A 21,440-nucleotide genomic window follows, 5' to 3' on the forward strand; every position below is an offset into this window, starting at 1 on the left:
AATTCCCACACAACCTAATCTTCTAAAAACAAATGATATGATATAGAGATGTCACCTCAACCTATCATCTCGCATTTCATTCCACAACACCAAAAAGAGCAGATGATAATCGTATTGATTTATCACCTGCTCTAAATATTATTTCAATGACTAGCTTCACACCAAGAATATTGATTATAGTTCTTGTTTGTTAAAAATTTTAATAGACAATATATAAGAAACACTTGTTATAACGATACCAATGACCGCATATACTATGACAACTAGCCATCCTTCAGTGCTAATTTTTTCAAATTCTAATGCCGATGCACCACTAACCATACCATATATAAAGAAAAAGACCACGAAAGAAATAAGTAGTAGAATAGATGCAAATATCATAATGACATTAGAGTTTTCAGCGCCAAATTTAAATGTCAATGGGAAAATGATAGAGTATGCCCCTATGATACCAAAACTCATTAAACCTGACATAATACCAATCATCACACTTTGGGTCACAATCGTAGTCACAACTAATCCAATCATTAAACTTGCACCGAATAAGATTAAATAAAAGGCAAAGTATGACTTAATATAATCACTACGTTTAACCGGTAAAGTAGATACATAATACATCCATCTTGAGTCTTTTTCATGTTTAATATTATCAGTAATAGGTGTGATTAACATAACCCCAGCCATTGCCGAACTCATTAACGGATTAAATACTGCAAAGTATCCCGCAGCTATGATAGCGACTATAAAATAAATATATGTTTGCTTTCTCGTTGCATAAAAACTACTTAGGAACATACCTTTCATTATACTTCACCTCGCATTATGATTTTCGTAGCGTCATCAATGTGTTTTAAAGGTTCTGCATTTTCAATTTCTGCATAATCTTTAACTAAAATTTGATATTTCCCCTTTGACAATCTAGAAGCTATGATTAAATGCTTAGGAATTTCAACATCTTTATCTTCTGTCGTAACAATTCCATATTGTGCTAAAAGTATATCTTTCTGTTCAGTTAAAATCATTCGTCCATCTTTCATAAACACTAATTTATCCGCTAATTGTTCTATATCTTCAGAAATATGCGATGATATTAAGATGCCTCCACCTTGCGCGACAAAATCTTCTAATAGTTCCATTACTTCTTCTCGTCCAGAAACATCCATACCTGCAGTTGCTTCATCTAAGATTAATAACTTCACATCATGAGAAAGCGCAATTGTTAAAGCTATCTTCATTCGCATCCCTCTTGAAAAAGTTTTAATTTTAGTTTGTAGTGGCAACTCAAAATATTTGATTAAATCAAAGAATTTTTGACTATTCCAAGTCGTATAAATAGATTGAAATACTTTATCAATATCTTTAATAGTCAATTTATTAGGTACTCTCAAATCATCAAACACTATACCTATGTGTTCTTTATATTCGACATCATCCATAGCATGTTCTTCATCAAAAAATGTGATACTACCGTTATCTTTATGTCGATTGCCTACTAGAATATTAATTAATGTCGATTTACCTGAGCCATTTTTCCCAATTAATCCAACTGTCTCATTAGTAGAAATCGTTAAAGATGCATCTTGCAATTTAAAATCCGAATCTTTGTATTGTTTGTTCACACTATCTACGTTTAACAATGTTGTCATATCCATGCTCCTCTTTGTTTAATTTTAATAAAAACGTCTTCTCTTCAATAAATAACTAAAGGCGTTATATATGAAAATAGCGATGATAAGTAGCAAACTAAAGCTTTGATTAACTCCAGTAGTAATTGAATAAAGCCCAATTACTACAATGGCTAGTATCAATATGGATAAGTTGATCGCATATGTTTTAAATAATGCAATTAATTCTATATGGCGTTCACCTTCATCCAATATTTCCAATCGCTTTTCAGTGTAATTCTTATCTGCAATTTTTGGCATTCTATCATCAAATCTTCTATTAAACAGTGTAAATTGTGTATTGAAAATAGCACTAGCAAAAAATGGTATTAAAAAGAATAGTATTGCATTTGCTTCAGCGTGTCCTACCACAAAAATTAGTAACACTACAAAGGCAATAATTGTCTGTATAATGCTTAATATACTTCCATTTAAAACATAACGATTCGCAAGCAATTCATATTGATCTGTTGCATCGATATCTACCTCTTCATCTACAAGCCGCTTATACTTCAATGCACGTCTTTGATTCATCAAAACAATGATTTCTACCAATATGATAATAATGGTCGCAACAATTGATATTACAACGACATTGTTGTATGTCGCAAACGTCAAATTCTCAATACCCAATCCATCAAAGTTACCTAAAATTCCACCTATGATACCACCTACAAGTCCACCCAGTAAAAGATATCCGATATATCTTAGTATCTTCATGCCTCATCCTCCTCAATAATAAAAATAGTTTCCACCTTTTCATTGAAGATACGAGCAATCTTTATTGCAGTTAATACCGATGGCATAAAGTTGTTTCGCTCAATTAGCGAAATGGTTTGTCTTGAAACACCCGCTTGTTTAGCAAGCTGCGTTTGGTTTAAGCCATCTCGTGCTCGTAATTCTTTCAATCGATTACGCACATCGCATCAACTCCTTAATTACACTGTAAATTATATTTGTCTTTTTGACAACTATATTTGTCAAATCTACACAAAAAAATATGAGTGTCAACCTATGTATGACATTTTGAAACAAACACCTCAACGCCTACAAGTCGTATTTTTTTACTTTCGTTACACCTTGCTGCATAATTAATAGCATTCTAATTTTAGTATGATGCACGCATTTTCACTAAATCAAACCATTCAAAGGAGACTATTATGGCATTTACATTATCTGCAATTCAACAAGCACATCAACAATTTACTGGTGTTGATTTTCCAAAACTATTCAAAGCATTTAAGGATATGGGTATGACGTACAATATTGTTAATATTCAAGATGGCACAGCAACTTACGTACATCAATCAGAAGATGATATTGTTACTTCATCTATCAAAAGTAATCATCCTGTCGCTCCAAGATCAAATCAATCTATCGTTCAAGATGTATTAACTAGACATCAACAAGGACAAACAGATTTCGAAACATTTTGTGATGAAATGGCTGAAGCTGGCATTTATAAATGGCATATCGATATTCAAGCTGGTACTTGTACTTATATCGACTTAAAAGAACAAGCTATCATTTCAGAATTAATACCTCAGTAAAATGTATTTATAACAATTTTTTAATTATTATATAAAATATTGTTGATAATAATTATCGTTCGGTATAAAGTAAATACTATATACTACTTATGATCGAGGTTGATTATCATGATAACTAACACTTTTATTTTAGGCATCACAGGCCCGACAAGTCTTGTCGTCATTAGCATTATCGCTTTAATTATTTTTGGTCCGAAAAAATTACCACAATTTGGTCGTGCTATCGGTTCTACTTTAAAAGAATTTAAATCTGCAACAGAAGATTTAGATAAAGAGTCTCACGATACACCCAGTAAGGAATCGAAGCAACAGCGAGAGCAATAGTACTGATGATACATTAATGGTTCACTTTAGCGAACTACGCCATCGGTTAGTAAAAATTTTATTGTCGTTCGTCATTACGGTCATCGTCGTATATGTTTCATCATTTTGGTGGATGACACCATTCATAACGTATATTACCCGTGCACATGTGTCCTTACATGCATTTTCATTCACAGAAATGATCCAAATATACGTGATGATTATATTTTTCATCGCGTTTTGTTTCATTTCACCAGTCATGTTTTATCAATTGTGGGCATTCATTGCACCTGGATTACATAATAATGAACGTCAATTTATTTATAAATATAGTTTTTTCAGCGTGTTATTATTCTGTGCTGGCGTCGCTTTTGCATTTTATGTTGGCTTTCCAATGATCATTCAATTCGCGTTAAAATTATCATTAACTTTAAACATTTCGCCTGTCATTGGCTTTAAAGCGTATTTAGTTGAACTTATCCGTTGGCTTTTCAGTTTTGGCATTTTATTCCAATTGCCAATATTATTCATAGGACTTGCAAAATTCGGTCTTATAGATACCACATCATTGAAGCATTATCGAAAATATATTTATTTCGCTTGCTTTGTGCTGGCGAGTATCATTGCACCACCAGACATAACATTAAATATATTACTCACATTGCCACTCATATTGCTCTTTGAGTTCAGTATGTTCATCGTTAAATTCACATGCCGAGGCAAACCGCCAACACATTAATCTTATAAGAATTAATGCTGTGATTATCGTTATACTGCAATACCGAGTATTTCCAACATCGCAACAAAAAAACAGGCACTCGGCCTGTTTTTTATTTTTTAAATTTAAAGATTAAGATAGCAACTACCATAATATAAGCAGCTTGTGCTATCAATGGTTCATAACTTGGATAGAAGCCCAACCAGTTAATCGTTGGGAATCCTTCAATAACATGTCTTGGCATCGCACCTAATAATTGTAACTTTTGAATACTTACGCCAAGCATTTTGAATCCCATAATAAAAATAAAGATCGACAATACCCTAAATATATAGAATATAGGTATCAATCTGACGATAAATCTAAATAATAGCGCAAAGACAATTAATATCACGATGGCCAAGACGATACCTATGACAAAATCTTTGGTCGCTAATTCGCCTATCATTCCCATATAGAAAATGATAACCTCGACACCTTCACGCAACACAGATATTAAACCAATCGTCGCTAACAATACCAAATTACCATTACTAATCGCATTGGCATACATATTTTTAATCATATCATTCCAGCGTTTCGCATTTGAACGTTTGTGCATCCAAACACCAACGATAAACATTAATATGACCGCAACAATACCTAATCCCGCTTCCATACTTTCACGAAGAATGCCACTATTACCTAAAGTTTCTACAAACGTAATTGCTAAGATAATACTCAGTACAAGTCCGGCAATTGCACCACCAATCACACTTGCAGTACCCTTCTTATCTTTGACATTACGCGTCATAGTAGTCAATGTCATTACAATTAATAACACTTCTAGACCTTCACGTAAAAAGATAATCATCACATCAACAAAGCTATAACTATGGCCAACAACCTCTTTAATTTGGTTATTTAAATCTACTAAGCCATCTTTCACATGTGCTTTATTATGTTCGTCTAATACACTTTGATAGTATGGTATTTTATCTTCAATTTTCGTATACAAAGCACCGTCTTTAGTTTGAATTTGACCTTCAACATACGGCCAAATTTCTATAAAATGTGTAAGCGCAGCATCAGCATCCGACAATTGATTGTCGTCGATAGCTTTAATCGCCTTCTCTAACTCATCATTTAATTGTGATACATGGTATTGATCATTTGCAGACGTACCACTTTTCTTATCGACATGATCAATATTTGATTTAAAAGTTGTCCAAGCATGTGACACTTTTGTCGTATCTAATGGCGACTTATGAATTGCAATTCTAAGTTGTAATAATGCGACTTCAATTTGTCCATATTGATTTGCGTCATAATTGCGAATCACCGTTTCATTACTTGTCCAAATCTGATTCAAACTATTGTTCAGCGATTCTAGCTCTGCTTTATTTTTATCTTTAATCGCTTTTGTCATCGCTGCATCTTTGGCATCGACTTGCTGTTGTAATAGTTTAATTTTAGAACCCGCATCTTTACTAGCCAATTTCTCTTCATAAGCAATTAATGACTTCGTTAATTGCGAAAGTGTATCTTTTTGATCATCATTCGCTTTTGCATCTTCAAGCTTTCTCACATCTGATTTGACAGCATTACCTTCACTATTATCTTCAAGCGATAATTTCTTAACTGCACTTACCACTTGCTCAATTGCTTTCTGCTTATTGTCATTCGATATCGAATTATTAGAAAGTACAGATTTCGCATCCGTAATCACACTATATACATCACTAATACTTTGTTGTGCTGCTGCCTGACTTTTCAGTAACCCAAAGCTACACACCATAGCAGCAGTTATTAGCATTGCTATAATTTTAGTCAAATAATGTTTCACCGAGGTATCCTCCCTTACTAACACCTGGTAATACTAAAAATGAAGCAGAACCTCTATGTGTAATGTATTCGTTTAATTTATCATTACTGCCTAAATTATTTTGAATATCGATAAATTGTTGGGTCGCTTTTTGAAAAGCAATGAACAACAAGCCTGTCTCGAAGTTACCTGTGCGGTCATCCGTACCATCAACATAATTAAAGGCTCTACGTAAAATTGACGTATTAGCTTCTTTCGCTAGTCTCGTATGAGCATCTTTATCTATAATGTACTCACCGTGACTATCTTTCGCTTTTAAGTCAATTTCATCAAACTCTTTCCCGCCTGTTAACGGCGCACCACTATGTCGTTTCCGACCAAATGTCGCCTCTTGTTCTTCTAATGCAGTGCGATCCCACGTTTCAATGTGTATTTGGATACGTCTGACAACACAATAAGTTCCATGCTTCGCCCATCCATCATCAATAAACACATAATCTTTAAGTTGATTATTCTTCCTAGGATTAATTGTTCCATCTTTAAATGCCATTAAATTCCTTGGCGTTTCCTTACCTTTAGCAGAGATAAAACCAGATTGCGCCCAACGCACCTTAACAATATCTCGAAACGGACGAACTAAATTATGAACCGCATGAAAAGACACTTGTGAATCATTTGAGCATGCTTGAATCATAATATCGCCATCGCTGTAATCGTCTATTAACTGATCATTCGGAAAATGCGGTAAATCTTTAAAGGCATCGGGAATTTTATTAGATAACCCAATTTTCTTCATCAAAGACTTACTAATTCCAAAGGTAATCGTTAACTTGCTTGCACCTAATCCTATCGATTCACCGGTATCTACTGGCGGCATTAAAGGATTGTTACTGGCCTTGCCAACTGCATCTCCATCCATCATACGATCAGCCATAACCGTCCATTTCTTAAACATTGCTTTAATCGCATCCCGATCTTTTGATTTCAAATCTAATGCAACGAATTTACATGTTTTTTGCGTCGGTGTGGTAATGCCTGGTTGCACTTTACCATAAAATTATACGCATCTTTTTCCGGATCTTCTGGTGTATTGAACATTGATTTGAAAGACCACATGCTACCAACACCACTTGCGCCAATTGCAACACCGGCACCGCCAATACCTAACATTTTCAAAAATGTACGTCTTGAAAATTGCGTACTATTGTTAACTTGTTCATAATTTGTCATTCAGTAATCACAGCCATTTTACTTAGTGGCTCTCCTAATGCATTAACAGCATCTGCAAATGCTTTATGGTCTTTCTTAGATACTTTTTCAAACGACTCATAACCGCCGTTGTTATCTTTATATTTATCCAATAACTGATTCACTTTATCGAAGTTCATTTGAATATCATCACTTAATTTTTTATCTTTTTTCTCTAAAATAGGTTTAAATAAGTCATAAATTTTTTGTGCGCCTTCAACGTTCGCTTTAAAATCATATAAATCTGTATGTGAATAAATTTCTTCTTCACCTGTGATTTTAGAAGTTGCAACTTCATTTAATAGGTCAACAGAACCTTGTAACATTAATTTTGGTGTGATATCTAATGTATCAGCTTTGGCATGCAATTCTTTTGCATCTTTCAATAATTGTTGTGCATCTTTTTTAGTCACATCATCAATTTTCTTATCTTCGTATAATGCTTTTTCAATCTTATGATATCCTGACCATTCTTTTTCCTTTTTCTCTTCTTTCATATCTGCAAGACGTGCATCAATTTTAGGATCTAAATCTCCAAATGCTTCTGCAACTGGTTCAGAGCGTTCATAATACATACGAACTTTTGGATATAACGCTTTTGCTTGGGCCATATCATTATTTTCAATCGCTTTAACAAATTTTTCTGTACCTTTTAAAAATTCATTTAACTGTTCATCAGTATATTTATCATATGCTTTTGTTGCTTGTTTTAATTCTGCTTTAACACCATCATCTTTTTTCGATGTCTTTGAATCATCCTTCTTACTATCGTCGTTCCCACATGCAGCAATTAATAACGTTGATGCTAATAATAGCGTTGTTAACTTTTTCATTTTGACACCTCATTATAGAAATTCTATTATCCCCATAGACATGCCCTCATTCGTACTATCTCACACTCCCTAAATGCCAAGATAATACGTGGCTCTTAAAATGATGATTTTAAGGCATCCTCCCATGAACATTATCTACTTGATAATAATTATCAAAATCATTATATTGTTATAAAATAATACTGTCAACAACCTTTTTAGTTTGAAAATAAATAAAAGAGTAATACTTATATGTAAGTCATTACTCTTTTGTAGTCTGATTTATCATCCTTCATTATATTCTGATTTTAATAAACTATAGATGTAACTCGATGAATAAATACCATTTAGTAATTCATTGTCACGTAACATACCTTCTCTAGTAAATCCTAGCCTTTCAGGAATAGCTCGACTTTTTTCATTATGAACTGCGGCACTGATCTCAATTCGATTTAAGTCAATCTCATCGAAGCAATACTTTATCAATGCCTCAACTGCTTGTGTCATAATCCCATGACCCTCAAATTGTTTATCTAAATAATACCCTATTGAAGTTTTTCTGTGCATGTGATTAATTTCATGCAAACCGATAACACCAACTAGCATTCCCTCATACCAAATACCACACTGAAATCCATTACCATCAGCAAATTGCAAAAGTCCTCTTTTAATAAATGCACGCGTATCTGATGGTTGCTCAGTTGCATCTACCCAAGGTAACCATTCCCTAAGTGAATTTCTTGAACGATTGATTAAATTGAAAAGCGCTTCTGTGTCATGGGCTTCTAAAATTTTTAATCTTATTTGTTCATTCACTTTCATTCCAAACATACCATCACACCCTCATTTATTTTTCATATAATTCTGTAAATTATCATAATAATAACATATTAATATTACGCCTTGTATCTTAAATTTGTTGTCCTTCCCCAACTTGCATTGCTTGTAGAATTTCTTTTCGAAATTCTCTATGTTGGGGCCCCGCCAACTTGCACATTATTGTAAGCTGACTTTTCGTCAGCTTCTTTGTTGGGGCCCCACCAATAAGGGTTGTAGTGCCTATTACTTTGATTGATGTCCTTGATACCTATCACACAACTTAATTTAATAACTACTTTATTAACCATTCCAAATTTATATTTAAAAATACTACAAAACAGTGCTAAAATGCTATTAAAGGAGGCACTGCTCATGGCATCATTGAAAAATAAGCATTTTATGATTGGACTATCACTAACATTTATAGTCGCATTATTTAGCTTTTTAGCAGCTAAATTGCCAATCCTAGATAAGGTTGGCGCATTAACTATCGCGATATTAATCGCTATTCTATATCGTCACTTTAGAGGATATCCTGAACAATATAGCTCAGGTATTACGTTTTCATCTAAATATTTATTAAGATTTGCAATTATCCTGTACGGACTTAAACTCAATATATTTGATATTATCGGTCAAGGTAGTAGACTATTAGCCATCGATGTAGGTGTCGTTATTTTTAGTATTGTAATGATGCTCTTTGTCAACAAACTGTTGCATGGTGACAAAAACATCGCATTATTACTAGGTGTAGGTACAGGCGTTTGTGGTGCTGCCGCTATTGCTGCAGTAGCTCCAATATTCAAATCACGTGAAAAGGATACAGCTATTAGTATCGGTATCATCGCATTGATTGGTACGATATTTTCACTTATATATACAGCTATCTATGCTATCTTTTCAATGACGACAAATGTTTATGGCGCTTGGTCCGGCGTTAGTCTTCATGAAATTGCACACGTTGTCTTAGCTGGTGGCTTTGGTGGTAGTGATGCACTTAAAATTGCACTTCTTGGTAAACTTGGTAGAGTATTCTTACTGATTCCATTAACCATTGTACTTATTTTAATTATGCGTTTCCGTTCATCAGAATCATCTAGCAAGGGTCGAATAAGCATTCCTTACTTTTTAATTGGATTTGTCATTATGGCCTTAGTGAATACATATGTAACTATTCCGTCAGCATTGCTAAATATTTTAAATACTGTATCAACAATTTGCTTATTAATGGCCATGGTTGCTTTAGGGTTAAATGTGGCATTTAAAGATCTTAAAAATCGCGCACTTAAACCGCTTATGACAATCATTATTACCTCAATATGCTTGTCATCACTTGCCTTTATCGTCGTTCACTGGCTATATAGTTAAATAAAAAGACGCTCAAACACTTACAAATTTAGTGTGCCGAGCGTCTTATTTTTATACTTTAAAAGTCGTATTGGTTGTTTTCTTCTTCAAGCACATGTTGTTGTACTTTAGCAGTTCGCATTGTGGATTGTGCCAACGCTTTTAAACGAAATACAACATCATCATTGACAATTTGTTGATTTGAAAAATCTTTCTCTTCAATAAATACATACGTTTGCATCGTATGTGCTTTCATGTAACTCAATATTGGTTTTAAATGCATTTCAGGAATTAAATAATGTTTACTAGAACCTGCTGTCGCTACAAGTCCTATTACCTTGTCACGAAACGCATTGACCGGAAGCAAATCAAATACATTTTTCAAAGCACCAGGGATGGAAGCTTGAAAAATTGGAAAACCAATAAAAATCACATCAGCCTGCATTAACGACGTCGTTAATTTATATACATCTCCTGTAGTATCTAGATAATTCTTTCCAACACTAAATTCTAATTCGAGGTCTCGTAAATCCATCAATTCTATTTGGTGTCCCTCATTGATGACTTCTAGTTCATTTTTTAAATCATCCATAGCAATTCTCGTTTTAGAACCTACTGTGGAACCTGACAATAATACAATATTCATGATGACGCCCCTCCTATTTTGATAAATGCTTTTTAATCGCCGGTATAATGTCGTTGCCAATTAACTCTATATTCTTCATAACATTTTCAAATGGCACACCGCCAAAATCAAGCTGTGCCATAAAACGTTGATGACCATACAACTCGTGTTGATACAATATCTTTTCAATAATTTGTTGCGGGCTTCCAACCATTAGCGCTTCTCGATAATCTGACGAATTAGCAAATTGCTGTTTCGGATAACCAACGCCACGAATAAATGACATCCCTGTATTCAAATGTGGATAAAATTCTCTCATAGCATCCTGAGTTGTTTCAGCTGTATAAAACAGACTCGCTGTACTTACTGGTAAAGACTTAGGCGAAGCATCGAAACCTGCTTCAGTTGCTGCTTGACGATAAGCATCTATAGAACCTTTAAAGTTCATTGCTGGGCCACCAAGAGTTGTAATCATCATTGGCACACCTTGTTTTCCCGCTTTAATAGCACTTGCAGGTGGACCACCAACAGCACGCCATATTGGCAATGTATTATCGATTGGTCTTGGGAATATTTTCATATTTCTAAGTTCTGGACGATATTTTCCAGACCAAGTAATACGCTCAGTTTTATTTAACTCTAAAAGTAAACCTAATTTTTCTTCAAACAATTCATCATAGTCTTTTAAATCATAGCCAAACAAGTCAAAAATACCTGTTCTTGATGCTCTGCCAGCTACAATTTCGGCTCTACCATGAGAAATCAAATCTAATGTCGCGAAGTCTTCAAATACTCTTACAGGATCTGTTGCACTAATAATCGTTGAAGAACTTGAAACTTTAATATGCTTTGTCGCTTGGGCAATTGCACCTAACACAACCGTATGTGCCTGTGTTGTAAAATGCTCCTGATGACTTTCACCAACTGCAAAAACATCAATACCTGCTTCATCTGCTAATTTACTTGCTTCAATAATTTCATTAATACGTTGCTCATAACTAACTTTTTCACCTTTCAATGGATTCAATAAATGATCACCTAAGGAATACAAACCAAACTCAAGAGGCGTATTTTTATTCATTTCTAATTTTGCCATTAAACATTCTCCTTTATATTTCGTGTAACTTACTTTCAATTTGTTCACGTTCTGCTTCTAAAAAGTCAGGCAAGTTCAATTGACTTCCTAATTGTTCAAGAGGTGTATCAATAGTAAATCCAGGCGCTTCAGTCGCAAATTCATACATAATTGAATTATGGCGATAGTATAATGATTTAAAGAAATAGCGATCAATTATACCTGAATTACTTTGTGGTTGTTGTTGTAATTTCTTGTAAATTGCATCTAAGTCACTCATTTGAGGTGTATTAACTGCAATATGATGGATATAACCTCGTCCAGGTCTTTCACGTTGTCCCTGTTGCTCAATAACTACAAAATCCGAATATAAACCTTGTGGTGCTAATGTCAGCACATCGAATGATTTATTATCTCTTTTGCGATAACCTAAGACATTTTCCAAAAATTCTACCGTACGCGCTGCATTTCTAACTCTTAATTCGACTGGCCCTATTCCTAAAATTTGATATGCTTGAGGTATTTCACTATAAGCGTTATGTTGCCATTGATGTGGTACTTCAAAACTATCATTAACAAGCAGTATGATTTCTAAGTCGTCTTCATCTTTAAAGACAATACCTTCTTGTCCAAGATAGTACAAACGTTCAGACTTAATACCATTATTATCAAGGCGTTTTTCAAAATAATGAAGTGCCGCTTGATTTGGTACTAATAATGAAAATCGATAAATCGTTTCAGTACCTGGCTGCTTATGACCCGCATTGGGAATTTCAAAAAAGCTTAAAATTGTTCCAGCTGTACCTACTTCGTCCCCATAAAACAAATGATACATTGACGGATTGTCTTGATTAACCGACTTTTCAACTAATCGTAATCCAAGGACATTTGTGTAAAAATCCTTATTACGTTTTGCGTCTTTTGTATACATGGATATGTGATGATGCCCTACTATATTCATACTATCCCTCCTATTAGTATAAATTTTATACCAACCTACATAAAAAAGATAGTTATATGCCATTTACCCCTTTTCTGCAAATAAAAATATGTTTGCACTCCATTCGTAGATACACAGCTAGTAAGTATAACGACATAATAATTGCATAATTATTAATTTATGTTCGACCATTTACTTTTCTGACTGTTTATAAAATGCTTCAAAAACTAAATCTGCAAGATTTCACAAAAGTATATTGACAACGCTTTCATACATGTCTAATATAAGTTTATCGCACAAAATGCATATAAATACATATTAAGGAGGATTTTATGAATTTTCTTAAACCTGCAAAGCATATTAAGCCTTTGCCAGAAAATCAGATAGATGATACCTATAAACGATTACGTCTCCAAGTATTTCTTGGGATTTTCATCGGTTACGCTGGGTACTATTTATTACGTAAAAACTTTTCATTAGCGATGCCGGCATTGCAAGAGCAAGGTTTTACAAAAGCGGAACTAGGTTTTGCACTTTCTGCTGTTTCCATCGCATATGGATTTAGTAAGTTCTTTATGGGTACTGTAAGTGATCGGAGCAATGCTCGGATATTCTTAGTTCTTGGATTAGCACTCACTGCTATCGTCAATTTGTTAATGGGATTTGTACCGTTCTTTACATCAGGTATCGGTATTATGTTTGTCCTATTATTCTTAAATGGATGGTTTCAAGGTATGGGCTGGCCACCTTCAGGTCGTGTTCTCGTTCACTGGTTTAGTGTAAGTGAACGCGGAAGTAAGACTGCCCTTTGGAACGTTGCGCATAATGTTGGTGGAGGTATTATGGCACCTATTGCTGCTTGGGGTATTACAACAACAGCATTTATCAACTTTGGTTATTTAAAAGGTTTCGAAGGTGTATTCATTTACCCTGCACTCTTAGCACTTATCATTGCCGCAATTTCATACGTATTGATTAGAGACACACCTCAATCTCAAGGTTTACCTCCAATCGAAATTTATAAAAATGACTTTGCTACAAGCGATAAGAAAACATTAGAAACAGAATTAACTACAAAAGAAATTTTATTTAAATATGTACTAAACAATAAATGGGTATGGGCAATTGCCTTTGCAAATATATTTGTTTATTTCGTGCGTTATGGTGTACTTGATTGGGCGCCAGTCTACTTAAGTGAAGAAAAACATTTCGACTTAAAAGCATCAGGTTGGGCATACTTCTTATACGAATGGGCTGGAATTCCTGGTACATTATTATGTGGTTACATTTCTGATAAATTATTCAAAGGTCGTCGTGGACCTGCAGGTTTCTTCTTTATGTTAGGTGTCACAGTATTTGTATTAATTTATTGGTTAAATCCTCCAGGCAATGCTTGGTTAGACAATGTCTCATTAATTGCCATTGGTTTCTTAATATATGGACCAGTTATGTTAATTGGTTTACAAGCATTAGATTATGTACCTAAAAAAGCAGCTGGCACAGCAGCTGGATTAACAGGATTATTTGGTTATCTGTTTGGTGCTGTAATGGCCAACATCGTCTTAGGTGCTGTAGTTGATAAATTCGGATGGGATGTCGGTTTTATTTTATTAACAGCAATCAGTGTGTTTGCAATGTTGAGCTTTATCCTCACTTGGAATAAAGTAGGACAAGAAACCGTTCATCATTAAATGATAAAAAATAAAGTCATATGGTTATCTTATCGAAGATGATATATTCATCTCTTATAAGTTCAACCATATGACTTTTTATTAGTATTCAAAAAAATATTTACATTGCCACTTTTGTGTTTGCCCTGCTGTTTTATTCAATTGATTACACCACTTAGGATAAACTCTAAAAGCCATCTTACCTTTATGTTCAAATGTAGTTAAGATACCTTTTTCTACCAATAATTCCCTAGGAAATAAAAAATAACCGCTTAATTCTTCATCAATAACTATAATCATTAAGTAATCTGCAAACGCCTCTTTCGAGTATGGTTGATTACAATTGTTCTCATCTTTTGTCCAACATGCAACAAAATAACCTGCTTTAGTCGGTGTTTTCTTAGCTAACCTACTTTGATATGTTTCCTCTTTAAAGCTAAATGTTAATGCTTCGTAATCTTGATTATATTTTTCTTCAGTTAAATCTTTAACGTCTAATTCTTCACTAAAAATATATTTCAACAGTATTTTAGATTTATACATATGCCAATCTCACTTTATTTTTCATAATCGTATCATATATTTATTTTTTTCGAAAAATACACTTCCGACCGAAATATACTCAGCCAGAGGTGTACGAAATATTTAACCTTCTATTAATTCAGATGTATCAACTGTCAAACGATCACGTAATAAATAGACGATTAACATTGCTGCTAAAGCACAAAGTGACTCAGCAATTAATAATGACCAAATGACACCTGTTAGTCCAAACAAAGCATTCATAATAAATAATACAGGAATGATAATCGCACCTTGTAAAATGGCCATAATTGTAGCACCGCGACCTTGACCAGTTGCTTGAAGCATACCAGTAAACAAGAAACCTATACCATTTAATAACAATGATGTCATTGTTACTTTCAAAATAAATGTCGCCATCTCAACAATGGCTTGATCAGTAGTAAATAGTCCGACCATATGATGTCCAATTGTAAATACAGCAATCATACATACAACAAAGATAACGCCGATAGACATGATAACTGTTTTGATAACGTCTTTCATACGGCCTTTATTTGCCATAAAGTTATATGCAATTAGTGGTACAACACCTTCACATAATCCCATGATAATAAGTTCTGGAAATTGCACAAGTCTAAATGAGATACCATAACTTGCAATCGCGAAGTTTCCATAATGTGCTAAAAATAAATTTAAAACTAATCCTGTGAATCCCATTAAGATACTCATTAAAAATGCAGGAATACCGATTTTAAAGATTTCAGAAAGCATTTCTTTATTAGGTTTCGCAAGTTTAATATTAACTGACACAACGTCACTATTTTTCATAAAATAAACGATAAAGAATAGAGCAGCAGCAACATTACTGATTGCAGTACCCAAAGCTGCACCAACAACGTTTAAATCAAAACCAAAAATTAAAATTGGATCTAAAATAATATTTAAGCCTACACTAGCTAACATACCAATCATAGAAATCATTGGTGCCCCAATTGCACGTGCAAATTGTTCTAATATGAAGAACAAAATTACAAAAGGTGCACTTAAAAACATTACTTTCAAATAATTACTTGTTAAAGCTAACGTTTCACCTCTCGCCCCTAAAATTGCTGCGATTTGATCACTGAATGGTAAAGTAACTAAAATCACGATAAGTCCTAGTGCAATACCACCATAAATAGAGAAACTACTTACAAATTTACTCTTACTATAGTCTTTCGCACCTAATAAACGTGAAATATAAGTTCCTGCACCAACGCCAAATAAATTACCCAACCCCATTAAGATAGCAAAAACTGGCAGTGTTAGAGAGATAGCAGAAATCATGTGGCTATCTTCTAAAAATCCTATAAAGTAAATATTTAATATGCCATAAATAACGCTTAATAAAGTCCCTATCATCATTGGCAATGAGAAATGCATCATCGCTTTAAATACTGGCGATTTCTCAAAATAATATAATTGTTCGTCTTTCATTGTTCAATACTCCTTGTCTTTTTCAATAATTAGCTTACTAACAATTAGATATCTAACTATAATATTAAAGATAAAGTGACTGATTTCTACCAGTCACGCTTACCATTTATTGTAAACTAGATAACATTTTAGTTAAGTTTGCTTTCATTTGTTCATTTTCTTCTTCAGATAACTGCGATACGAGTGTTTGCTCCATTTCATCAAATATCGAAGTGAATGCTTCTACAAGTTTAATCCCAGAGGTAGTCAGTCCTATATTCTTTCTTCTCGTATCTTGTGCATCGACATAGCGATAGATCAGCTTTTTACGTTCAAGGTTCCTTAATAAATTACTGACAGTTGGACCTGTTCGTTGTAATGCTTTAGCAATATCATTTTGTGTCAGTCCATCTTGTTGATGTGCATAAAGATAACCTAACGTATGACCTTGCTCATTTGTAATATCAAATTGCTCTAACTTTTGATCAGCCTTTTGTTTCATCTCATGACTAATCATTCTAAATAAATACGAATAAGTGAATTCCATTTATTGCACCACCATTTCGTTAGATGTCTAACTAAATATACTGCGACATTTTTAAATTGTCAACATGAATATCTAATTTATTTTAAAAATTCCTATAAAATCTTGCGCCATAAACATTTTGATATGCAATTTTTCGGATTAAAATATGAAAGAGATTGCATATCTACGTTTTCGAGAAATCGCTTACAATTACAAATAGGAGGATATTACGTTGTTAAGTTATAGACAAATCGAAATTTTGTATCTTTTAATTCATGAGCAAACGTTTATTCCAATCAATACCATTGCTAATCAACTTGGTGTATCACCTCGTACCATTCAATATGATATAGCATATATTGAGCAATATGCTGAAACTTATCATTACCAAGTCAGTCGTAATAAAGCTGCAGGCATCAAAGTAACAACAGCTCACGCGACACTATTAAATGAATTAGAGCACAATCTAACGAATCAAATTCATTTTTCAAAAGATGAGCGACTCACACATATCGCTTTAAAGTTATTCGAAACAACTGACCCTGTTTCAACAAAGCAACTTGCGCAAGATGTTAATGTTTCGCGTCGGACAATTGCAGATGATATTAAAATGATTCAAGCCCAACTAGATCAATACCATTTAAAGTTAAATTATGTCCACAATAAAGGATTCAATATTATTGGTGAGGAAGATTATTATCGTAAAGCGTATGCACACTTTATACATCAATATATGAAACAAGCTGCACCTTTTATAGAGGCTGATATCTTTAATTCAGAATCAATCGCATTGGTTCGCCGTGCCATTATTAAGACATTAAATAGTGAAAATTATCATTTAGTTCAGTCGGCTATCGATGGCTTAATCTATCATATACTCATTGCCATTCAGCGTCTAAATGAAAATTTTTCGTTCGATATACCTATCAATGAAATTAATAAATGGCGACATACTAATCAGTATGCTATTGCTTCAAAAATGATAGAAAACTTAGAACGCAGTTGTAATGTCACATTTCCAGAGTCTGAAATTATCTTTATCACGTTACATTTACTAGGCTCTAAAATGACCGAACATACAGCATCTTCAATTACCTTTGAATATCATGATTTATCGCAAAATATACATGAATTGATCACTTGTGTTAGCCAAGAATTAGGCATTGATATGTCAAAAGACAACAAGTTGCATACCAGTCTGATCACACATATCAAACCAGCTATACATCGTATTAAATACGATATGCTACAACCTAATCCTTTGAGGCAAGAAGTTATGCGTCGCTATCCTCAAATCATAGAAGCCGTTAGCAAGCATATTAGCCCAATTGAACAGGATGCTGCTATTCGCTTCAACGAAGATGAATTAACATACATTACAATTCATTTCGCATCAAGTATAGAGCGTGTTGCAACACATAAGCAATCAATGATTAAGGTTGTCTTACTATGTGGTTCTGGTATAGGCACGTCGCAACTTTTAAAATCAAAACTAAATCATCTGTATCCTGAGTTTCACATTTGGGATGCCTATTCCATTTATCAATTGGAAGAAAGTCGATTATTGCAAGATAACATTGATTATGTCATTTCAACAGTACCTTGTGAAATATCAGCTGTACCAGTTATTCATGTCGATCCATTTATCAATCAACAATCTCGTCAAAAATTGAATCAAATTATCAATGACTCAAGAGAACAACGAGTCATGAAAATGGCAACTGATGGCAAGTCACTCGCAGATTTATTGCCTGAACATCGCATCATTATAAATAAACAACCATTATCAATTGAATCCGCAATTGCAGTGGCTGTGCAACCTTTAATCAATGATGGCATTGTCTATTCAAATTATACAGCTGCAATTTTAAAACAATTTGAACAATTCGGGTCATATATGGTCATTAGTCCACATATTGCACTTATTCACGCTGGTACTGATTATGTACAGAATGGTGTAGGTTTCGCACTAACATATTTCACTGAAGGGATTATCTTTGGTAGTAAAGCTAACGATCCCGTTCACCTTGTAATTACATTAGCAACGGACCACCCCAATGCACATTTAAAGGCATTGGGACAGTTAAGCGAATGCTTAAGCAGCGACTTATATCGACAAGATTTCTTAGATGGGAATATTTTTAAAATTAAACAACACATTGCTTTAACTATGACAAAGGAGGCTTAATAACGTGTCATTAGACATTTTGTCAACAACACGCATCATTGTAAAAGAACAAGTAAATGATTGGACTGAAGCTATAACTATAGCTTCTCAGCCATTACTACAAGAACAAATTATTGAACAAGGCTATGTTCAAGCAATGATTGATAGCGTTAATGAACTTGGACCTTATATCGTTATCGCACCTGAAATTGCAATTGCACATGCAAGACCGAACAATGACGTACATCAAGTTGGTTTAAGTCTATTAAAGTTGAACCAACATGTGGCATTCTGTGATGAAAATCACTACGCATCACTCATTTTTGTATTGAGTGCCATCGACAATCATTCACACTTATCTGTATTACAAAATTTAGCAACCATACTGGGCGATAACCAAACAGTCCAGCAACTATTAACTGCAACAAACGCACAAGACATTAAAAACATTTTAAAGGAGCATGATTAATATGAAGATTTTAGTAGTATGTGGCCACGGTTTAGGAAGTAGTTTTATGGTAGAAATGAACGCACAAGAAGCACTTAGGCAACTTAATGCACCATCTGATATCGAAGTTGAACATAGTGACATTATGACAGCAAGTCCAGAGATGGCTGACTTGTTTATTTGTGGTAGAGATTTAGCTGAAAATGCCGAACGTCTAGGGGATGTCTTAGTTCTTGATAATATTTTAGATAAAGCTGAATTACAACAAAAGCTCTCAGAAAAATTACAACAACTTAACATGATTTAAAGGAGGTACGACCTATGCAAGCAATCCTTAATTTTATAGTCGATATTTTAAGTCAACCAGCCATTCTTGTTGCACTGATTGCCTTTATAGGTTTAATCGTTCAGAAAAAACCTGCCGCAACGATCACTTCAGGAACCATTAAAACGATATTAGGCTTCTTAATTTTAAGTGCAGGTGCTGATGTCGTCGTTCGATCTCTTGAGCCATTCGGCAAAATATTTCAACACGCATTCGGTGTGCAAGGTATCGTACCTAACAACGAAGCTATCGTCTCACTAGCCTTAAAAGATTTTGGAACAACAGCTGCACTCATCATGGTCTGTGGCATGATTGTTAATATTTTAATTGCCCGCTTCACTAATTTAAAATATATCTTTTTAACAGGTCATCATACATTTTACATGGCTGCGTTTTTAGCAATCATTTTAACAGTCAGTCATATTAAAGGCTGGCTAACGATTGTTATCGGCGCACTCGTATTAGGATTAATCATGGCAGTCTTACCTGCATTACTCCAACCTACGATGCGAAAAATTACAGGGAATGACCAAGTAGCGTTAGGTCATTTTGGCTCAATCAGTTACTTTGCCGCAGGTGCTGTAGGTCAATTATTCAAAGGTAAGTCTAAATCAACGGAAGAGATTAAATTTCCAAAAGGCTTAAGTTTCTTACGAGAAAGTACAATTAGTATCTCGATTACGATGGCATTACTTTACTTCATCGCATGCTTATTTGCGGGCGTTAGTTATGTACACGAATCTATTAGTGATGGTCAAAACTTTATTGTCTTTTCATTAATTCAAGGTGTGACATTTGCTGCTGGTGTATTTATTATTTTAACCGGCGTTCGTTTAATCTTAGCTGAAATCGTCCCAGCATTTAAAGGAATTTCTGAAAAGCTTGTACCAAATTCTAAACCTGCATTAGACTGCCCTATTGTGTTCCCTTATGCACAAAATGCAGTATTAATTGGATTCTTTGTCAGCTTTATTACAGGTGTCATCGGTATGTTTATCTTATTCTTATTTGGTGGCGTCGTCATTTTACCTGGCGTAGTTGCACACTTCTTCTTAGGTGCAACGGCTGCTGTATTCGGTAATGCAAGAGGCGGTATTAAAGGTGCTGTTGCTGGCGCCGCTCTAAATGGTATCCTAATCACGTTTTTACCATTATTATTCTTGCCATTTTTAGGCGAATTAGGTGGTGCTGCAACAACATTCTCAGATACAGACTTTTTAGCTGTCGGTATCGTGTTCGGTAACGCAGTAAAATATATGGGATTATTTGGTGCGATTCTATTTATTATTATCGTAGGTGCGACAGCAATTTTATTAAAAGGTCGTCAAAAGCCACAGCAATAGTGTTAACGTAAAAATATAAAACACCGTCACATATTGAGTGAATGCCCCTTTTATCAAGAGGAAAGCCACTTACTTA

22 protein-coding genes and 1 pseudogene are annotated in these 21,440 nt (G+C 34.2%); 9 read left to right on the forward strand and 14 right to left on the reverse strand.

Annotated elements, in window-relative coordinates:
* Positions 1-174: 174 nt before the first annotated feature.
* The 4 genes from IDG65_RS06115 to IDG65_RS06130 are packed head-to-tail and all read right to left on the reverse strand — an operon-like array spanning position 175 to position 2,584.
* Positions 175-804: an ABC-2 transporter permease gene (locus IDG65_RS06115; protein ID WP_000677724.1), complete on the reverse strand. Its 630-nt coding sequence runs from the start codon at positions 802-804 to the stop codon at positions 175-177.
* Positions 804-1,646: an ABC transporter ATP-binding protein gene (locus tag IDG65_RS06120; protein WP_000209563.1), complete on the reverse strand. Its 843-nt coding sequence runs from the start codon at positions 1,644-1,646 to the stop codon at positions 804-806. Before IDG65_RS06120 ends, IDG65_RS06115 begins: the two co-directional genes overlap by 1 nt.
* A gap of 24 nt (positions 1,647-1,670) precedes the next feature.
* Positions 1,671-2,384: a DUF3169 family protein gene (locus IDG65_RS06125; RefSeq protein WP_000698765.1), complete on the reverse strand. Its 714-nt coding sequence runs from the start codon at positions 2,382-2,384 to the stop codon at positions 1,671-1,673.
* The gene (locus IDG65_RS06130; RefSeq protein WP_001246010.1) at positions 2,381-2,584 is read right to left on the reverse strand and encodes a helix-turn-helix transcriptional regulator; all 204 of its coding nucleotides are present in this window, start codon (positions 2,582-2,584) and stop codon (positions 2,381-2,383) included. The genes IDG65_RS06125 and IDG65_RS06130 overlap by 4 nt, the downstream gene beginning before the upstream one ends.
* Before the next feature lie 240 nt (positions 2,585-2,824).
* Here IDG65_RS06130 and IDG65_RS06135 point away from each other — a divergent pair, with 240 nt between their 5' ends.
* The 3 genes from IDG65_RS06135 to tatC all read left to right on the forward strand — a co-directional run bounded on the left by IDG65_RS06135 (position 2,825) and on the right by tatC (position 4,256).
* Entirely contained in the window at positions 2,825-3,214 is a 390-nt protein-coding gene (locus tag IDG65_RS06135; RefSeq protein WP_000886001.1) for a DUF1398 domain-containing protein, read from the forward strand.
* 99 nt (positions 3,215-3,313) lie between these two features.
* Entirely contained in the window at positions 3,314-3,538 is a 225-nt protein-coding gene (locus IDG65_RS06140) for a twin-arginine translocase TatA/TatE family subunit (protein ID WP_001794540.1), read from the forward strand.
* Positions 3,539-3,554: 16 nt separating this feature from the next.
* Complete coding sequence (tatC, locus tag IDG65_RS06145; protein ID WP_001670255.1) at positions 3,555-4,256, forward strand: twin-arginine translocase subunit TatC; 702 nt, start codon at positions 3,555-3,557, stop codon at positions 4,254-4,256.
* A 91-nt stretch (positions 4,257-4,347) separates the two neighbouring features.
* Here tatC and IDG65_RS06150 read toward each other — a convergent pair whose 3' ends face one another.
* The 4 genes and pseudogenes from IDG65_RS06150 to IDG65_RS06165 all read right to left on the reverse strand — a co-directional run bounded on the left by IDG65_RS06150 (position 4,348) and on the right by IDG65_RS06165 (position 8,930).
* A complete protein-coding gene (locus IDG65_RS06150) occupies positions 4,348-6,060 on the reverse strand; it encodes an FTR1 family protein (protein ID WP_000683715.1) in 1,713 nt (570 codons plus the stop codon).
* Positions 6,041-7,269 (reverse strand): annotated as a pseudogene (efeB, locus tag IDG65_RS06155) (iron uptake transporter deferrochelatase/peroxidase subunit). Before efeB ends, IDG65_RS06150 begins: the two are co-directional and overlap by 20 nt.
* The gene (efeO, locus tag IDG65_RS06160) at positions 7,266-8,120 is read right to left on the reverse strand and encodes an iron uptake system protein EfeO (protein ID WP_055383653.1); all 855 of its coding nucleotides are present in this window, start codon (positions 8,118-8,120) and stop codon (positions 7,266-7,268) included. Before efeO ends, efeB begins: the two are co-directional and overlap by 4 nt.
* A 264-nt stretch (positions 8,121-8,384) precedes the next feature.
* On the reverse strand, positions 8,385-8,930 hold the full coding sequence (locus tag IDG65_RS06165) for a GNAT family N-acetyltransferase (RefSeq protein ID WP_000467636.1): 546 nt from the start codon (positions 8,928-8,930) through the stop codon (positions 8,385-8,387).
* A gap of 360 nt (positions 8,931-9,290) precedes the next feature.
* Between IDG65_RS06165 and IDG65_RS06170 the strand changes: the two genes are divergently transcribed.
* Complete coding sequence (locus tag IDG65_RS06170; protein ID WP_000157635.1) at positions 9,291-10,286, forward strand: YeiH family protein; 996 nt, start codon at positions 9,291-9,293, stop codon at positions 10,284-10,286.
* A 58-nt stretch (positions 10,287-10,344) separates the two neighbouring features.
* On the opposite strand, the gene IDG65_RS06175 is transcribed toward IDG65_RS06170, so the two are convergent.
* Genes IDG65_RS06175 through IDG65_RS06185 form a run of 3 tightly spaced genes read right to left on the reverse strand, consistent with a single transcriptional unit; the run spans position 10,345 to position 12,926 of the window.
* On the reverse strand, positions 10,345-10,911 hold the full coding sequence (locus IDG65_RS06175) for an NADPH-dependent FMN reductase (RefSeq protein ID WP_001028425.1): 567 nt from the start codon (positions 10,909-10,911) through the stop codon (positions 10,345-10,347).
* A gap of 13 nt (positions 10,912-10,924) precedes the next feature.
* A complete protein-coding gene (locus IDG65_RS06180; protein ID WP_001096120.1) occupies positions 10,925-11,986 on the reverse strand; it encodes an LLM class flavin-dependent oxidoreductase in 1,062 nt (353 codons plus the stop codon).
* 13 nt (positions 11,987-11,999) lie between these two features.
* Positions 12,000-12,926: a VOC family protein gene (locus IDG65_RS06185; protein WP_001028203.1), complete on the reverse strand. Its 927-nt coding sequence runs from the start codon at positions 12,924-12,926 to the stop codon at positions 12,000-12,002.
* A 311-nt stretch (positions 12,927-13,237) separates the two neighbouring features.
* Here IDG65_RS06185 and glpT point away from each other — a divergent pair, with 311 nt between their 5' ends.
* Positions 13,238-14,596 (forward strand): glycerol-3-phosphate transporter, encoded by a 1,359-nt coding sequence (gene glpT / locus IDG65_RS06190; RefSeq protein ID WP_001010111.1) that lies wholly within the window; start codon positions 13,238-13,240, stop codon positions 14,594-14,596.
* Between the two features lie 81 nt (positions 14,597-14,677).
* Here glpT and IDG65_RS06195 read toward each other — a convergent pair whose 3' ends face one another.
* The 3 genes from IDG65_RS06195 to mepR all read right to left on the reverse strand — a co-directional run bounded on the left by IDG65_RS06195 (position 14,678) and on the right by mepR (position 17,102).
* A complete protein-coding gene (locus tag IDG65_RS06195) occupies positions 14,678-15,118 on the reverse strand; it encodes a MepB family protein (RefSeq protein ID WP_000278299.1) in 441 nt (146 codons plus the stop codon).
* Between the two features lie 102 nt (positions 15,119-15,220).
* Positions 15,221-16,576 carry a multidrug efflux MATE transporter MepA gene (gene mepA, locus IDG65_RS06200; protein ID WP_000651055.1) on the reverse strand — a complete coding sequence of 452 codons (1,356 nt, stop codon included), beginning with the start codon at positions 16,574-16,576 and terminating at the stop codon, positions 15,221-15,223.
* Positions 16,577-16,682: 106 nt separating this feature from the next.
* A complete protein-coding gene (gene mepR, locus IDG65_RS06205) occupies positions 16,683-17,102 on the reverse strand; it encodes a multidrug efflux transporter transcriptional repressor MepR (RefSeq protein WP_000397416.1) in 420 nt (139 codons plus the stop codon).
* 211 nt (positions 17,103-17,313) lie between these two features.
* Between mepR and IDG65_RS06210 the strand changes: the two genes are divergently transcribed.
* Genes IDG65_RS06210 through IDG65_RS06225 form a run of 4 tightly spaced genes read left to right on the forward strand, consistent with a single transcriptional unit; the run spans position 17,314 to position 21,364 of the window.
* On the forward strand, positions 17,314-19,269 hold the full coding sequence (locus tag IDG65_RS06210; RefSeq protein WP_000954269.1) for a BglG family transcription antiterminator: 1,956 nt from the start codon (positions 17,314-17,316) through the stop codon (positions 19,267-19,269).
* A 4-nt stretch (positions 19,270-19,273) separates the two neighbouring features.
* Complete coding sequence (locus IDG65_RS06215) at positions 19,274-19,717, forward strand: PTS sugar transporter subunit IIA (protein WP_000050767.1); 444 nt, start codon at positions 19,274-19,276, stop codon at positions 19,715-19,717.
* A gap of 1 nt (position 19,718) precedes the next feature.
* Complete coding sequence (locus tag IDG65_RS06220; protein WP_000699538.1) at positions 19,719-20,003, forward strand: PTS sugar transporter subunit IIB; 285 nt, start codon at positions 19,719-19,721, stop codon at positions 20,001-20,003.
* A gap of 14 nt (positions 20,004-20,017) precedes the next feature.
* Complete coding sequence (locus IDG65_RS06225) at positions 20,018-21,364, forward strand: PTS ascorbate transporter subunit IIC (RefSeq protein WP_001147973.1); 1,347 nt, start codon at positions 20,018-20,020, stop codon at positions 21,362-21,364.
* Positions 21,365-21,440 lie beyond the last annotated feature (76 nt).

The organism is Staphylococcus sp. EG-SA-17, assembly GCF_017151845.1.
GTDB lineage: Bacteria > Bacillota > Bacilli > Staphylococcales > Staphylococcaceae > Staphylococcus > Staphylococcus aureus.